Genomic DNA, 14,586 nt, shown 5'->3' with positions numbered 1-14,586 from the left:
CGTGATATTTGGCGGTTTGTGACAGGCCGCGATTGGCCCGCGATTGGGCCGGTTAGTCGGCCTCGGCCTTTTTGGCGGGGGCCTTCTTGGCTGCAGGTTTCTTGGCCGCCGGTTTTTTGGCCGCGGTTTTCTTGGCGGCGGGCTTTTTCGCGGCTGCCTTCTTGGGGGCTGCCTTTTTGCGGGTGCCCTTCTTGGCGGCTTTTTCGGCGAGGAGCGCCACCGCCTGTTCCATGGTCACCTGTTCCGGCTCGATCTCTTTGGGGATGGTGGCGTTGACCTTTTCCCATTTGACATAGGGCCCGTAGCGGCCCGGCATCACGTTCACCGGCCCGCCGTTTTCGGGATGCTCGCCCAGTTCCTTGAGCGGTTTCGCAGCAGCCCCGCGCCCGGCGCCACGCGCGGCCTTTTGCGCCAGCACTTCGACGGCGCGGTTCATGCCGACGGTAAAGACCTCATCGACGGATTCGAGATTGGCATAGGTGCGGCCATGTTTGACGAAGGGGCCATAGCGCCCGATGCCGGCCTCGATCAGCTCGCCATCTTCGGGGTGGGGGCCGACTTCGCGCGGCAGGCTCAGGAGCAGCAGCGCCTTGTCGAGATCCATCTCGGCGGGCTGCCAGCCCTTGGGGAGCGAGGCGCGGGGCGGTTTCTTGTTGTTTTCCTCGGTGGCCTCGCCGCGTTGCACATAGGGGCCGAACCGGCCCGAGCGTAGGCTGATCTCGTCGCCATTGTCCTCGCCCAGCACCCGGTCGCCATTGTCGCCCGCTTCGCCGCCGATGGGACGGGTGTAGCGGCATTCGGGGTAGTTGCCGCAGCCGACAAAACCGCCGGAGCGCGAGGTTTTCAGGTGCAGCTTGCCCTCGCCGCAGAGCGGGCAGATGCGCGGATCGGAGCCGTCTTCGCGCGGCGGGTAGAGCGTCGGGGCGAGCGCGGCGTCGAGCACGTCGAGCACTTCGGTGATGCGCAGTTCCGAGGTCTCGGCGATGGCCACCGAGAAGTCGCGCCAGAAGCGGGCGAGCACCTGTTTGTAATCGGCATTGCCGGCGCTGACGACGTCGAGCTCTTCTTCGAGATCGGCGGTGAATTCATAGCCCACGTATTTGCGGAAGAAATTCAGCAAGAAGATCGTGACGATGCGGCCCTTGTCCTCGGGGATCAGGCGGTTTTTGTCCTTGGTGACATATTCGCGTTCCTGGATCGTGGTGACGATCGAGGCATAGGTCGAGGGGCGGCCGATGCCGAGCTCTTCCATGCGTTTGACCAGCGTCGCCTCGGTGTAGCGCGGCGGTGGCTGGGTGAAATGCTGTTCCGGGGTGACGTCGCGTTTGGCCATGGCGTCGCCCTGGGCGATCTGCGGCAGGCGCTTGTCGTCATCCTCGGTCACGTCATCGTCGCGGCCCTCTTCATAGACGCGCAGGAAGCCGTCGAAGAGCACGACCTGACCGGTGGCGCGCAGGCCGACCTGGCCGTCCTGGCTGCCGATTTCGACGGTGGTGCGTTCGAGGCGGGCGCTCTCCATCTGGCAGGCGAGGGTGCGTTTCCAGATCAGATCATAGAGCTTGCGCTGATCGGCGTCGGTGAGTTTGAGCGCGGCGGCGTCGCGGGTCATATCCGTCGGGCGGATACATTCGTGGGCTTCTTGCGCGTTCTTGGCCTTGTTCTTGTAGATGCGCGGGCTGCCGGGGACATATTCGGCGCCATAGCGATCGGTGATCGCGTCGCGGGCGGCGGTGACCGCCTCGGGGGCCATGTCGATGCCGTCGGTCCGCATATAGGTGATGTGGCCGGCCTCGTAGAGACGCTGGGCGGCGCTCATGGTCTGGCGGGCGCCCATGCCGAATTTGCGGCTGGCCTCTTGTTGCAGGGTCGAGGTCATGAAGGGGGCGGACGGGTTGCGCGAGGCGGGCTTGGCCTCGACCGACTGGACCGAGAGATCGCGGGAGGAGACGGCCTGCACGGCGAGCTCGGCCTGGGTGGCGTTCTCGATGTCGTATTTGTCGAGCTTCTTGCCGGCGAGGGTGACGAGGCGGGCCTCAAATTCCTGACCGCGCGGGGTGCCGAGCAGCGCCTTGACCGACCAGTATTCGCGGGCGTTGAAGGCCTCGATCTCCATCTCGCGTTCGACGATGAGACGCAGGCAGACGGATTGCACGCGCCCGGCCGAGCGGGCGCCGGGGAGCTTGCGCCAAAGCACCGGCGAGAGGTTGAAGCCCACGAGGTAATCGAGCGCGCGGCGGGCGAGATAGGCGTCGACCAGCGCGGTGTCGATTTCGCGCGGGTTTTGCATGGCCTCGGTCACGGCGGCTTTGGTGATCGCGTTGAAGACGACCCGGCTGACGGGGGTGTCTTTCTTGATAACCTTGCGTTTTCGCAGGGCTTCTTCGAGGTGCCAGGAGATGGCTTCGCCTTCGCGGTCGGGGTCGGTGGCGAGGATCAGGGCGTTGTCGTCCTTGAGGGCGTCGGCGATGGCCTTGATATGTTTCTTGCTGTCGTTGCCGACCTCCCATTTCATGTCGAAATCGGCCTCGGGGTCGACCGAGCCGTCCTTGGGAGGCAGGTCGCGGACGTGTCCGTAAGAGGCCAGAACGGTGTAATCCGAGCCCAGATATTTGTTGATTGTCTTGGCCTTGGCCGGAGATTCGACGACAACAACGGGCATGAATTAACCTTTCGACTCATGGAATGGGCTGTGGCGGCGGAACATGTGTCGCGACGGGGGGCTTTGTCAATGCAGAGGTTTTTGACGGTTTTCGACCCGCCAAATGGCGGGTCGGCAGCACGTCGGTATCGCGTCGGTAAAGCGACTGTGGGGATTTTTGCCCTTCAGAGGGCTTAGGAATTGCGCGACAAAAGCCCGCCTGCCTGCCGCTGAATGCGGCCCGCAAGCTCGAGATCGACGAGCGCGGGGGCCACCGCATTGGCGCCGAGACCCATGTCGCGGATGAGCTGATCCTCGGGCAGCGGCGAGGGGCCGAGCCGGTTGAGGATCTGGCTGTGGAGCTGGGCGGTGTCGCGCAGGCTGCGCTTTTCGGGCGGGGCTGCGGGGATGTCGGGGGCCACAGTGGGATCAGGGGTGGGCGGCTCGGGCGTGGCGGCGCGGGCTGGTGCCTCCTCGGTCAGAAGTTCGAGCACGTCGCGGGCATCGCGCACCAGGCGGGCACCATCGCGGATGAGCATGTTGCAGCCTGCGGCGCGGGCGTCGAAGGGATGGCCCGGCACCGCCAGCACCTCGCGCCCCTGATCGAGCGCATTGCGCGCGGTCAGGAGAGAGCCGGATTTGGCGGCGGCCTCGACCACGACGACGGCGCGGGCGAGACCGCTGATCAAGCGGTTGCGCTGGGGGAAATGGCGGGCCTGCGGGGCGAGCCCCATGGCATTTTCCGACAGGCGCAGCCCATGGGCCAGAAGATCGACGGCGAGCCGGTCGTTTTCCACCGGGTAGATGACATCGACGCCGCCCGCCATGACGGCGATGGTGCCACTGTCGAGCGCGGCGCGATGGGCGGCGGTGTCGATGCCACGGGCGAGGCCGGAGACCACGACATAGCCGGCGCGGCCCAGATCCGAGGCCAAGGCCCGCGACATGCGCATGCCGAGCGAGGAGGCGTTGCGTGCGCCAACCAGTGCGATCATCGGGCGAGAGAGAACGGAGATGTCGCCGGTGACCCAGAGAAAGGGCGGCGGATCGGGGATGTCGCGCAGCGCGGCGGGGTAGTCGGCATCGGTGATGGCGAGAAACCGCGCCTTGTGGCGGGCGGCATTGCGCATTTCTATATGGGCGACGCCTTCGGGGCAGGGGATGTAATCGGTGACACCGGCGGCGCGGGCAATGTCAGGCAGCGCCGCGAGCGCGTTTTCGGCGGTGCCGAATTTCGCCAGGAGCCGGTAGAATGTGGTGATGCCGACCCGGCGAGAGCGCAACAGGCGAAGCCACGACAACCGCGCATCTTCCGTGGTGGGTGGGAGAGGGGGGTGAGTGGAAGGATGTATGTCCACGGCCATCGTGCCTCCGCCTAGTTGCAAGGACAGGTGTAGCGCACGGTTGGTTAATGCCCGGTAAAGCGTTCCAAGAAATTTCGCGAGGGATTGGCGGGAAGTTTGGGGACGGCCTTGGGATCAGGTGGGAGACGAGGGCGGGGCCCGACCGCGGGGGGGCATCGGCATCGGGTGTTCTGGGCAGTTTATCGTGCTGCGGATTCTGAGGTGTGATTGGGGGGAGAGGGTGCAGAAGCGCCCGCCCGGGGGGCGGTCGGGCGCTGCCCGGGCCGCTTGCGCGGCTGATCCGGGCCTTGGGGGGGAGAGAGGGTGCAGGAGCGCCCGCCCGGGGGGCGGACGGGCGCTGCCCGGCGGTGCTGCGCACCTTGTTCCGGGCCTTTGGCTCTCGTCAGGTGGCCGAGCCGCCGACGGTGAGCCCGCCGATCATCACGGTGGGCTGGCCGACGCCGACGGGGACCCATTGGCCCTGTTTGCCGCAATTGCCCATGCCGGGATCGAGCGCCATGTCATTGCCCAGCGCGCGGATCTGCTGCAGCGCGGTGGCGCCGTCGCCGATGAGCGTGGCGCCTTTGACCGGGGCGCCGACCTTGCCATCCTTGACGCGGTAAGCCTCGGTGCAGGAAAAGACGAATTTGCCATTGGTGATGTCGACCTGACCGCCGCCGAACCCCACCGCATAGATGCCGTCCTTGAGATCAGCCAGGATGTCGGCGGGGTCGCTGTCGCCGCCGAGCATATAGGTGTTGGTCATCCGGGGCATCGGCGCGTGGGCATAGCTCTCGCGGCGGCCATTGCCGGTGGGGGCGACGCCCATCAGCCGGGCGTTCTGGCGGTCCTGCATATAGCCCACAAGAATGCCGTCCTCGATCAGCACGTTCTTGGCCGAGGGGGTGCCTTCGTCATCGATGGTGATCGAGCCGCGCCGGTCGGGGATGGTACCATCGTCGAGCACGGTGACCCCGGGCGCGGCGATGCGCTGGCCCATGAGACCGGCGAAGGCCGAGCTTTGCTTGCGGTTGAAATCGCCTTCGAGCCCGTGGCCGATGGCTTCGTGCAGCAAGATACCGGGCCAGCCGGGGCCGAGCACCACATCCATGACCCCCGCCGGGGCCGGTTCGGCGCGCAGGTTGACGAGCGCGATGCGCAGCGCCTCGCGGGCCTTGGCCTGCCAGTTCTCGGGCGCGATGAGCCCGTCGAGCCCGATGCGGCCACCGCCGCCCGCGGAGCCGCTTTCGCGGCGGCCGTTCTCTTCGACGATGATCGAGACTTGCACCCGGGTCATCGGGCGGGTGTCGCTCACCTCATGGCCGTCGGGGCGCAGGATCACCACCTCTTGCAGGCTGGCGGCGATGGAGGCCGAGACCTGCACCACGCGGGGATCGAGATCGCGGGCGAAGGCGTCGATCTCGCGCAGGGTGTCGAGCTTGACCGGGAAGCTGGTGCCGCCGATGGGATCGGCGTCCGTATAAAGATGTGTGTTGGTGGCGCGCGGCGCGTCAGACAGCGTGCCGCCACCGTCGCCCACGGCGAGGCGGGCGGTGGCTTCGGCGCGGGCGATGGCGGCTTGGCTCAGCTCGGTGGCATGGGCATAGCCCGTGACCTCGCCGCGCACCGCGCGCAGGCCGAAACCCTCGGAGGCGTCGTAGCTGGCGTTTTTCACCCGGCCATCGTCAAAGACCAGCGCCTCGGAGCGGCGGCGTTCGAGGAACAATTCGCCATCGTCGGCGCCCTCGGTCGCGCGGCGCAGCGATTGCAGGGCAGTTTCGCGGTCGATCTGCGTCTCGAAGGGGCGGAAGGGCGTGTCGGTCATGGGTATTTCCTGTGTCGGGGCCATCCGGCGCGGCATGGCGCGGGCGAAAAAGCCCAAGTTTTACGGGGCGGAGCGAAAAAGCGTCTCTTTGCCGCAATGGTCTTTCTTGTCTGTGGGGGCAGAATATGGTTTTAACCGGCATTGAAACAATGGGATTCCGGCGCGGCGCGTCGAAAAGCCCCGTTGAGATGACATACGAGACAACCGATCAGGGTGCATGAATGCGACTTTTCTCCAAGATGCTGGCCGGGCTGGCCGCTGTGACCGCTCTTCCCGCCGTGGCCCAGGATGGGCTTGAAATCATTGGTGCACCGACGCCGGGCGCAATCGGGTTTCAGGAAGCCGCCACCGAGCTGGCAAGCGATATTCACTGGCTCGATAGTATGCTCCTGGTGATCATCACCGCCATCGTTCTGTTCGTGGTGGCGCTGATGGCGGTGTGTATTTTCATCTACAACCGCCGCCGCAACCCGAATCCCGCGACCTTTACCCATAACTCGCCGGTCGAAGTGGCGTGGACGATCATCCCGATCATCGTGCTGGTCTTTATCGGGGCGTTCTCGCTGCCGGTGCTGTTCAAGCAGCAGGAGATCCCCGAGGGCGAGATCAACATCAAGGTCACCGGCTATCAGTGGTACTGGGGCTATGAGTATACCGACCACGAGTTTGCCTTTGACAGCTACATGATCGGTCAGCCGGCCACCGTGGGCAATTATGTTCTGACCGATGAGGTCGAGGCGGCGCTGGAAGAGGCGGGCTATAGCCGCAATGAATTCCTGCTGGCCACCGACACCGCCGTTGTCGTGCCGGTCAACAAGACCGTGGTGATGACCGTGACCGGGGCCGATGTGATCCACAGCTGGACCATCCCCGCCTTTGGCGTGAAACAGGATGCCGTGCCGGGCCGTCTTGCCCAGCTCTGGTTCAAGGCCGAGAAGGAAGGCGTCTATTTCGGTCAGTGTTCCGAGCTTTGCGGCAAGGACCACGCCTATATGCCGATCACCGTCAAAGTGGTCAGCGAAGAGGCCTATGAAGAGTGGCTGCAGGGCGCGATCGAGGAATATGCCGGCACGCCCGCGGGCTATGACGTGGCTTCGGCCCAGTAAGCGCGCGCCGCGGGCGCATCGGAGCGGGGGCCATCCCAAGCGAGGGGTGGCCGCGAGCCGGATGCGGAGCGGCCAGACGAGATACGGCAGGCAAGCGCGCCCCGAGGCCTCGGCCCGGATGGGGCGCGCCGCCGTCACGACGGAGAGCTGAATGAGCGACGCAAGCCTACATGCCAGCGAGAGCGGGACCGGCGAGGCCGGTTTTGGCGATTACTTTGCGCTGCTGAAGCCGCGGGTCATGTCGCTGGTGGTGTTCACGGCCTTTGTCGGGCTGCTGGCCGCGCCGGTGCCGGTGCATCCGGTGGTGGGCTTTGCCGCGATCCTCTTTATCGCCGTGGGCGGCGGCGCCTCGGGCGCTCTCAACATGTGGTGGGATGCCGATATCGACCGGGTGATGAAACGCACCCAGTCGCGGCCCATCCCGGCGGGCAAGGTCAGCGAAGGCGAGGCCTTTGGCTTTGGCATCACGCTGGCGGTGATGTCGGTGATCATGCTGGCGCTGGCGGCCAATCTGATGGCGGCGGCGATCCTTGCCTTCACCATCTTTTTCTATGTCGTCATCTATTCCATGTGGCTCAAACGCTGGACCCCGCAGAACATCGTGATCGGTGGTGCGGCGGGGGCGTTTCCGCCGATGATCGGCTGGGCTGTGGCCACCGGCGGGATCAGCGTCGAATCGGTGCTGATGTTCGCGCTCATCTTCATGTGGACGCCGCCGCATTTCTGGGCGCTGGCGCTGTTCATGAAGTCGGATTACGAGAATGCGGGCGTGCCGATGCTGACCGTGACCCATGGTCGCAAGTCGACCCGCAAACATATCCTCGTCTACACGCTGTTGCTGGTGCCCGTGGCCCTCGCGGTCGGCGTCACCTCGATCGGCGGGCCGATCTATATGGCGGTGGCGGTGCTGCTCAACCTCGCGTTCCTGAAGGGCGCGTGGGACATCTGGCGGCGCGACGAAGAGGCCGCGCAGTCCGATCAATACCGCACGGAAAAACGGGTTTTCGCCCTCTCGCTCCTTTATCTCTTTGGTCATTTCCTGGCGATCCTCGCCGAGGCGATGCTTGGCCGGTTCGGCCTTGGGGGCTGGTGAGATGGGGCTTGGCCGCGACCATGAAATGCACAAACGCCGGTTCAGCCGGAACCTTGGCCTCGGGCTGGTTCTGGGCGGTTTTGTCGCGCTGATTTTCGGGCTGACCATCGCCAAGGTCACCAACGAAGAGTTCAGCGTGCCAAATTCCGAAAAGATCGAAAGGACCGAGTGATGGCGATGGATCCGAAGACAAAGACAGTGGCCCAATTGGCCGGCGTGGTCGTTCTGATGGGCGGTCTCGCCTGGGCCTCGGTGCCCTTCTATGACTGGTTCTGCCGCGTCACAGGCTATGGCGGCGAGACCAATGTCGCCGAAACCGGGTCGTCCGAGATGCTCGACCAGACGATCAAGATCCGCTTTGACGCCAGCAAAGAGCGCGGCATGCCGTGGGAGTTCAAACCCATGGCGCGCGAGATGGAGCTGCGCATCGGCGAAGACGGGTTGGCCTTTTACGAGGCGTATAATCCCACCGACCGTCCGGTGGCAGGGCAGGCGAGCTATAACGTCACGCCCTATGAAGCAGGCAGTTTCTTCGTGAAGGTGGATTGCTTTTGCTTCGAGGAGCAGGTTCTGCAACCCGGCGAACGGGTGCAGATGCCGGTAAGCTTCTTCGTGGACCCGGAGATCGTGACCGACCGCGATGCGAAATACACGCATACGATCACGCTCTCTTATACTTTCTACGAAATCGACCTGCCCGAGGCGCAAGCAGCCCTTGTGCAGGACGGCGAAAAATATAAAAACGTGAACTGAGCCTTCATGCGAGGGATACCTAAATGGCACATGCAAAAAATCACGACTATCACATTCTGAGCCCCTCGATCTGGCCGTTCCTCGGCGCGGTCGCTGGCTTTGTCATGCTCTTCGGGGCAGTTCTCTTCTTCCACGATCACGGCCCCTGGATGCTGTTGATCGGTCTCGTCGGCGTTCTCTACGTCATGTTCGGCTGGTGGGCCGATGTGGTGAAGGAAAGCCGCGCCGGGGATCACACCCCGGTGGTGCGGATCGGTCTGCGCTACGGGTTCATCATGTTCATCATGTCCGAAGTGATGTTCTTTGCGGCTTGGTTCTGGAGCTTTTTCAAGCATGCCATCTATCCGATGGGTCCCGACAGCCCGCTCAAGGATGCCGTCTGGCCGCCCGCAGGGATCGAGACCTTTGACCCGTGGCACCTGCCGCTGATCAACACGCTGATCCTGCTCTGCTCGGGTGCGGCGGCGACCTGGGCGCACCATGCGCTCGTCCATGAGAACAACCGCAAGGACATGAAATGGGGTCTGATCATCGCGATCGGTCTCGGCGTGATCTTTACTGCGTTCCAAGCCTATGAATACAGCCACGCGGCCTTTGGCTTCTCGGGCAATATCTATGGCGCGAACTTCTTTATGGCGACCGGGTTCCACGGCGCGCATGTGGTCATCGGGACGATCTTTCTCTTTGTCTGCCTGATCCGTCTGACGCGCGGCCATTTCACCCCCGAGAAACATATCGGGTTCGAAGCGGCGGCCTGGTACTGGCACTTCGTCGATGTGGTCTGGCTCTTCCTGTTCCTGGCGGTCTACATCTGGGGCGGCTGAAGCAGCGCGCCTGCGGGCGCATGAGCTGACGCAAGATATCGGGACGTGCGGGGGGAAGCCTCCGCACTTTCCATTTCAAGGGATGAAATGCACCGGGGGGTGCGAATGCGAGCCAAGCAGATCATACCGCTGTTGTTCGGGATCGTCGGGGTGGCGATTCTGTTGTCGCTGGGCACTTGGCAGGTGCGGCGGCTGGCCGAGAAAGAGGCCGTGCTGGCCGAGATCGACGCGCGGATCGGGGCCGAGCCCGGGGCGTTGCCCGAGGTGCCGGATCCGGCGCGCGACAAATACCTGCCGGTGGAAGTGACCGGCGATCTCACCGGCGACAGCATTCGCGTTCTGGTGAGCCAGAAGCAGATTGGCGCGGGCTATCGCTATATCACCGCGATGGAGACCGAGGCCGGGCGGATCATGGTCGATCGCGGCTTTGTCCCGGTGCGCGAGACGGCCGCGCCGGCGGCGGCCCAAGGCGTCACGGTGCAGGGCAATCTACATTGGCCTGACGAGGTCGATGGCTATACGCCCGAGCCGGATCTCGGCGCGGGGATCTGGTTTGCCCGCGATGTCGAGGCGATGGCGGCGCATCTCGACACCCGGCCGATTCTGGTGGTGGCGCGCGCCGTGTCGCAATCAGAACCGCTGGCGACGCCGCTGGGGCTGGACAGTTCGGGCATCCCGAACGATCACTTGGAATATGCAATCACTTGGTTTTCGCTGGCCGTGATCTGGGCCGCGATGACCGTTTACTTCCTGTGGCGCCAGAGGCGTCCAGACAAGGGCACGATACGGTGAAATATATCTCGACCAGGGGCACGGCCCCGACGCTGAGTTTCGAAGAGGCCATGCTAACCGGGTTGGCGCGGGACGGGGGGCTCTATCTGCCCGAGACGATCCCGACGCTCAGCCCGGACGAGATCGCGGCATTCGAGGGGCTGCCCTATGAGGAGGTGGCGTTTCGGGTGATGCGGCCCTATGTGGGCGACGCCTTCACCGACGAAGAGTTTCGCGGCATCATCGCGCGGGCCTATGACGGGTTTGCGGTGGCGTCGCGCGCGCCGCTCAAGCAGCTCGCGCCGGGGCATTTCCTGCTGGAGCTGTTCCACGGGCCGACGCTGGCCTTCAAGGATTTCGCCATGCAGCTCATCGGGCAGCTGTTCGAGTTCTCGCTCAAACGGTCGGGCAAGCGGGTCTGTATCGTGGGCGCGACGAGCGGCGACACCGGCAGCGCGGCGATCGAGGCGTTTCGCGGGCTCGAGGCGGTGGATGTGTTCATCCTCTATCCGCATGGGCGGGTGTCCGAGGTGCAGCGGCGGCAAATGTCGACGCCGTCGGAGGACAATGTGCATGCGCTGGCGGTGGATGGGCATTTCGACGATTGCCAGGCGCGCGTGAAGGATATGTTCAACGATTTCGAGTTCCGCGATGCCGTTGGGCTTGCCGGTGTGAACTCGATCAACTGGGCGCGGGTTCTGGCGCAGGTGGTCTATTACTTCACCTCCGCCGTGAGCCTTGGCGCGCCGCATCGCAAGGTGAGCTTTACCGTGCCCACCGGCAATTTCGGCGATATTTTCGCGGGCTACATCGCCAAGCGCATGGGGCTTCCCATCGAGCGGCTGGTGGTGGCGACGAACCAGAACGACATTCTGCACCGGTGCCTCGAGAGCGGCGAGTACAAGCCCGATGGGGTGATCCCGTCGATCAGCCCGTCGATGGATATTCAGGTCAGCTCCAACTTTGAGCGGGCGCTGTTCGAGGCCTATGGCCGCGACGGGGCGGCGGTGGCGCAGCTCATGGAAGAGCTCAAATCCGGCGGGTTCAGCGTGAGCCAGGGCGCCCGTGAGGCGCTGCGCGAGAGCTATGACAGCGACCGGGTGAGCGAGGACGAGACCCGCGCCGAGATCGCCCGTCAGCAGGCCGAGAGTGCCGAGCTTCTGTGTCCGCATAGTGCCATTGGCACGGCGGTGGCGGATCGGCAGCGGCAGACGGGCACGCCGATGATCACGCTGGCGACGGCGCATCCGGCCAAGTTCCCTGACGCGGTGGAAGCGGCCAGCGGTGTCCGGCCCCCCTTGCCTCCGCATATGTCGGACCTGTATGAGCGGCCGGAACGGATCACGCGGGTCGGCAACGACCTTGGCGCGATCGAGGCACTGATCAGGGAACGGACCGGGAATTGAACGTCAGACTGACCGAACTCTCCAACGGGTTTCGCATCGTCACAGAACATATGCCGGGGCTGCAATCCGCAGCCATCGGCATATGGGTTCTGGCGGGGGCACGCAACGAGCATCGCGAGCAGAACGGCATCGCGCATTTCCTTGAGCATATGGCGTTCAAGGGCACGGCGACGCGCAGCGCGCTCGACATTGCCGAGGCCATCGAGAATGTCGGCGGCTATATCAACGCCTACACCAGCCGCGAGGTCACGGCCTATTACGCGCGGGTGCTCAAGCAGGATGTGCCGCTGGCGCTCGATGTGGTGGCGGATATTCTGCGCAATCCGGTGTTCGATCCGAAAGAGATCGAGATCGAGCGCGGGGTGATCTTGCAGGAGATCGGTCAGGCGCTCGACACGCCCGATGATGTGATCTTTGACTGGCTGCAGGAACAGGCCTATCCGGATCATCCGCTGGGCCGGACGATCCTTGGCCCGGAAGAGCGGGTGCGCAGTTTCAACCGGGCCGATCTCGAACGGTTCGTGGCCGAGCAGTATCAGCCGCAGCAGATGATCCTGTCGGCAGCAGGCGCGGTCGATCACGACGACCTGGTGCAACAGGCCGAGGCGCTCTTTGCCGATATGACCCGTGGCGAGGCCGAGGCGATCAGCCCGGCCAAGTTCGCAGGCGGTGAGAGCCGCCATGAAAAGCAGCTCGAACAGGCGCATTTCGCGCTGGCCTTCGAGAGCCCGAACTATTGCGACAGCCGCATCCACGCATCGCAGATCTATGCCACCGCCTTGGGCGGCAGCATGTCGTCGCGGCTCTTTCAGGAGGTCCGCGAGAAGCGTGGACTGTGCTATTCGATCTATGCTTCGGCGGGGGCCTATGCCGATACCGGCATGATGACGATCTACGCGGGCACCTCGGCCGAGCAATTGGCGGGGCTGGCGGAGATCACGATTGACGAGCTCAAACGTGCCGCAGAGGACATGCGCCCCGACGAGATCGAGCGGGCGCGGGCGCAGATGAAAGCGGGGCTTTTGATGGGGCTCGAGAGCCCGTCGAACCGCGCCGAGCGTCTGGCGCGGATGGTGCAGATCTGGGGCCGGGTGCCGCCGCTCGACGAAGTGATCACGCGGATTGACGCGGTGACGCTCGACGATGTGCGCCGCCTTGCCGAAGAGACGGCGGCCGAGGCGCCGGCGGCGCTGGCGCTTTATGGGCCGGTGGCGGAGGCCCCGAGCCTGGAGGCCCTGCAGCAAAGGCGTGCGGCCTGATGTTCATGGCGCGGCGCAAGATAAAGATCGAGACCGAGCGTCTGACCTTGCGCCAGCCTGTCATGGCCGACCACCTGCCCTGGGCCGCGCTGCGCCGGGAAAGCGCCGAGTTTCTCACCCAGTGGGAGCCCGCCTGGGCGCGCGATCACCTGACGCGCAAGGCGTTTCACAGCCGGGTCTATTGGGCGCAGCGGTCGGTTAACAATGGCTCGGCCATGCCGCTTTTCCTGGTGCGGCGCGAGGATCAGGTTTTGCTCGGGGCGATCACGCTCGACAATATCCGGCGGGGTCCGGCGCAGGCCGGGACGCTGGGCTATTGGGTGGGGCAGAGCTATGCCCGCCAGGGCTATATGCGTGAGGCGATCGAGGCGGTGGTGCATTACGCGTTTGACCGGCTCGACCTGAGCCGGATCGAGGCGGCCTGCCTGCCGGAAAACACCGCGTCGCGCAGGCTCTTGGAGAAATGCGGGTTCAAATATGAGGGCGTGGCGCAGAGCTATCTGCAGATCGATGGGCGGTGGCGCAACCATGTTCTCTATGCCGCGCTGCGGATGGATCGGCGGGGCCGGACGGACGTCGGCTGAGGCCTGAATTGGCGGGTCGGTGAGACGTCGGTCTTACGACGGTAAAGCGACAGTGTGGATTTTGGGGGGCGTGATGGCCCGTTAGGGCACGTTGTCGATGCCCGAGCCGCCCCATGGGTGACAGCGCGCGATGCGCCGCAGCATGAGCCAACCGCCTTTGAGACCGCCATGTTTTTCCAGAGCCTCGAGCGCATAGGCGCTGCAGGTCGGGTGGTAGCGGCAGCCATGGCCGACCCAGGGCGAAAACAGCAGACGATAGGCCCGGACGGGCAGGGCGACGAGACGCGCGAGCGGGCTCATCGGATCAGGACCGGTGCAGTTTCGACAGCGCGAAGGCGAGATCGCCCTTGAGCGCCTCGAAGGGGCGGGCGGCGGTGTCCTCGGCCTTGCCGATGAGCACGTAATCCCAGCCCGGCCGACCCAGATCGGGCAGCACGGCGCGGGCGGCTTCGCGCAGGCGGCGCTTGGCCCGGTTGCGGGCCACCGCATTGCCGACTTTTTTGGAGCAGGTGAAGCCCACGCCGATGGCGGGGTCGTCGTCGCGGCGGTTGCGCGCCTGCACCAGCATCGAGCGGGTGCCCTGACGGGTGGCGCGGGCGGCGGCGAGGAATTGGCTGCGGGTCTGGAGGACACGCAGACATGACGAAACCGCCGGGGGCGTGTTCCCCGCATTACAGTCGGGGGCCTCCGGCGGTGTCATGTCGTCAGAACCTGTCGGTCGCGTCAGATTATGCGCTGAGCGACTTGCGGCCGCGGGCGCGACGTGCGTTCAGGATCTTGCGGCCAGCTTTGGTGGCCATGCGTGCGCGGAACCCGTGGCGGCGTTTGCGAACCAGGTTCGAGGGTTGATAGGTGCGTTTCATCGCTCCGTCTCCGATAATCGTGGCGGACCACGCGGGAATCGCGGATCGCTCTCATGTAACTCGAAGCCCGGTCTATAGAGGGGGTCTTGCGGCAAGTCAAACCCCCGACGGGGCGCTCGCA

The 14,586-nt window shown here is 64.8% G+C and carries 15 protein-coding genes; 9 read left to right on the top strand and 6 right to left on the bottom strand.

Annotated features, from left to right (window positions below; translation table 11 throughout):
* Nucleotides 1–52: 52 nt before the first annotated feature.
* From topA to tldD, 3 genes are all read right to left on the bottom strand, one after another.
* On the bottom strand, nucleotides 53–2,659 hold the full coding sequence (gene topA, locus ISM_RS03115) for a type I DNA topoisomerase (protein WP_009812653.1): 2,607 nt from the start codon (nucleotides 2,657–2,659) through the stop codon (nucleotides 53–55).
* A 173-nt stretch (nucleotides 2,660–2,832) separates the two neighbouring features.
* Entirely contained in the window at nucleotides 2,833–4,002 is a 1,170-nt protein-coding gene (dprA, locus tag ISM_RS03110; RefSeq protein ID WP_083780888.1) for a DNA-processing protein DprA, read from the bottom strand.
* Between the two features lie 382 nt (nucleotides 4,003–4,384).
* Complete coding sequence (gene tldD, locus ISM_RS03105; protein ID WP_009812651.1) at nucleotides 4,385–5,806, bottom strand: metalloprotease TldD; 1,422 nt, start codon at nucleotides 5,804–5,806, stop codon at nucleotides 4,385–4,387.
* 221 nt (nucleotides 5,807–6,027) lie between these two features.
* Between tldD and coxB the strand changes: the two genes are divergently transcribed.
* The 9 genes from coxB to ISM_RS03060 all read left to right on the top strand — a co-directional run bounded on the left by coxB (nucleotide 6,028) and on the right by ISM_RS03060 (nucleotide 13,602).
* A complete protein-coding gene (coxB, locus tag ISM_RS03100) occupies nucleotides 6,028–6,912 on the top strand; it encodes a cytochrome c oxidase subunit II (protein ID WP_040617802.1) in 885 nt (294 codons plus the stop codon).
* Between the two features lie 151 nt (nucleotides 6,913–7,063).
* The gene (cyoE, locus tag ISM_RS03095) at nucleotides 7,064–8,005 is read left to right on the top strand and encodes a heme o synthase (protein WP_009812648.1); all 942 of its coding nucleotides are present in this window, start codon (nucleotides 7,064–7,066) and stop codon (nucleotides 8,003–8,005) included.
* Entirely contained in the window at nucleotides 7,992–8,177 is a 186-nt protein-coding gene (locus tag ISM_RS03090) for a hypothetical protein (RefSeq protein WP_009812647.1), read from the top strand. The genes cyoE and ISM_RS03090 overlap by 14 nt, the downstream gene beginning before the upstream one ends.
* Entirely contained in the window at nucleotides 8,177–8,758 is a 582-nt protein-coding gene (locus ISM_RS03085; protein ID WP_009812646.1) for a cytochrome c oxidase assembly protein, read from the top strand. Before ISM_RS03090 ends, ISM_RS03085 begins: the two co-directional genes overlap by 1 nt.
* Nucleotides 8,759–8,781: 23 nt before the next feature.
* Nucleotides 8,782–9,582 carry a cytochrome c oxidase subunit 3 gene (locus ISM_RS03080; protein WP_009812645.1) on the top strand — a complete coding sequence of 267 codons (801 nt, stop codon included), beginning with the start codon at nucleotides 8,782–8,784 and terminating at the stop codon, nucleotides 9,580–9,582.
* A 105-nt stretch (nucleotides 9,583–9,687) separates the two neighbouring features.
* Entirely contained in the window at nucleotides 9,688–10,374 is a 687-nt protein-coding gene (locus ISM_RS03075; RefSeq protein ID WP_009812644.1) for an SURF1 family protein, read from the top strand.
* The gene (thrC, locus tag ISM_RS03070; RefSeq protein WP_009812643.1) at nucleotides 10,371–11,759 is read left to right on the top strand and encodes a threonine synthase; all 1,389 of its coding nucleotides are present in this window, start codon (nucleotides 10,371–10,373) and stop codon (nucleotides 11,757–11,759) included. The genes ISM_RS03075 and thrC overlap by 4 nt, the downstream gene beginning before the upstream one ends.
* Nucleotides 11,756–13,018, top strand: a complete 1,263-nt coding sequence (locus ISM_RS03065; protein ID WP_040617800.1) for a M16 family metallopeptidase — start codon at nucleotides 11,756–11,758, stop codon at nucleotides 13,016–13,018. The genes thrC and ISM_RS03065 overlap by 4 nt, the downstream gene beginning before the upstream one ends.
* Complete coding sequence (locus tag ISM_RS03060) at nucleotides 13,018–13,602, top strand: GNAT family N-acetyltransferase (protein ID WP_009812641.1); 585 nt, start codon at nucleotides 13,018–13,020, stop codon at nucleotides 13,600–13,602. Before ISM_RS03065 ends, ISM_RS03060 begins: the two co-directional genes overlap by 1 nt.
* Nucleotides 13,603–13,683: 81 nt before the next feature.
* Here the strand turns inward: ISM_RS03060 and yidD are convergent, their stop codons facing one another.
* From yidD to rpmH, 3 genes are read right to left on the bottom strand one after another with little or no spacing between them, the layout of a single operon-like run.
* Nucleotides 13,684–13,902, bottom strand: coding sequence for a membrane protein insertion efficiency factor YidD (gene yidD / locus ISM_RS03055; RefSeq protein WP_009812640.1), 219 nt, complete (start codon nucleotides 13,900–13,902; stop codon nucleotides 13,684–13,686).
* 4 nt (nucleotides 13,903–13,906) lie between these two features.
* Nucleotides 13,907–14,302 (bottom strand): ribonuclease P protein component, encoded by a 396-nt coding sequence (rnpA, locus tag ISM_RS03050; RefSeq protein WP_040617799.1) that lies wholly within the window; start codon nucleotides 14,300–14,302, stop codon nucleotides 13,907–13,909.
* A 28-nt stretch (nucleotides 14,303–14,330) separates the two neighbouring features.
* Complete coding sequence (rpmH, locus tag ISM_RS03045; RefSeq protein WP_005980833.1) at nucleotides 14,331–14,465, bottom strand: 50S ribosomal protein L34; 135 nt, start codon at nucleotides 14,463–14,465, stop codon at nucleotides 14,331–14,333.
* Nucleotides 14,466–14,586: the final 121 nt, after the last annotated feature.

The sequence above is a fragment of the Roseovarius nubinhibens ISM genome (genome assembly GCF_000152625.1).
GTDB classification, from domain to species: Bacteria; Pseudomonadota; Alphaproteobacteria; order Rhodobacterales; family Rhodobacteraceae; genus Roseovarius; species Roseovarius nubinhibens.
Note: the sequence above shows the minus strand (reverse complement) of the source record. Positions and strands in the feature narration are given on the sequence as shown.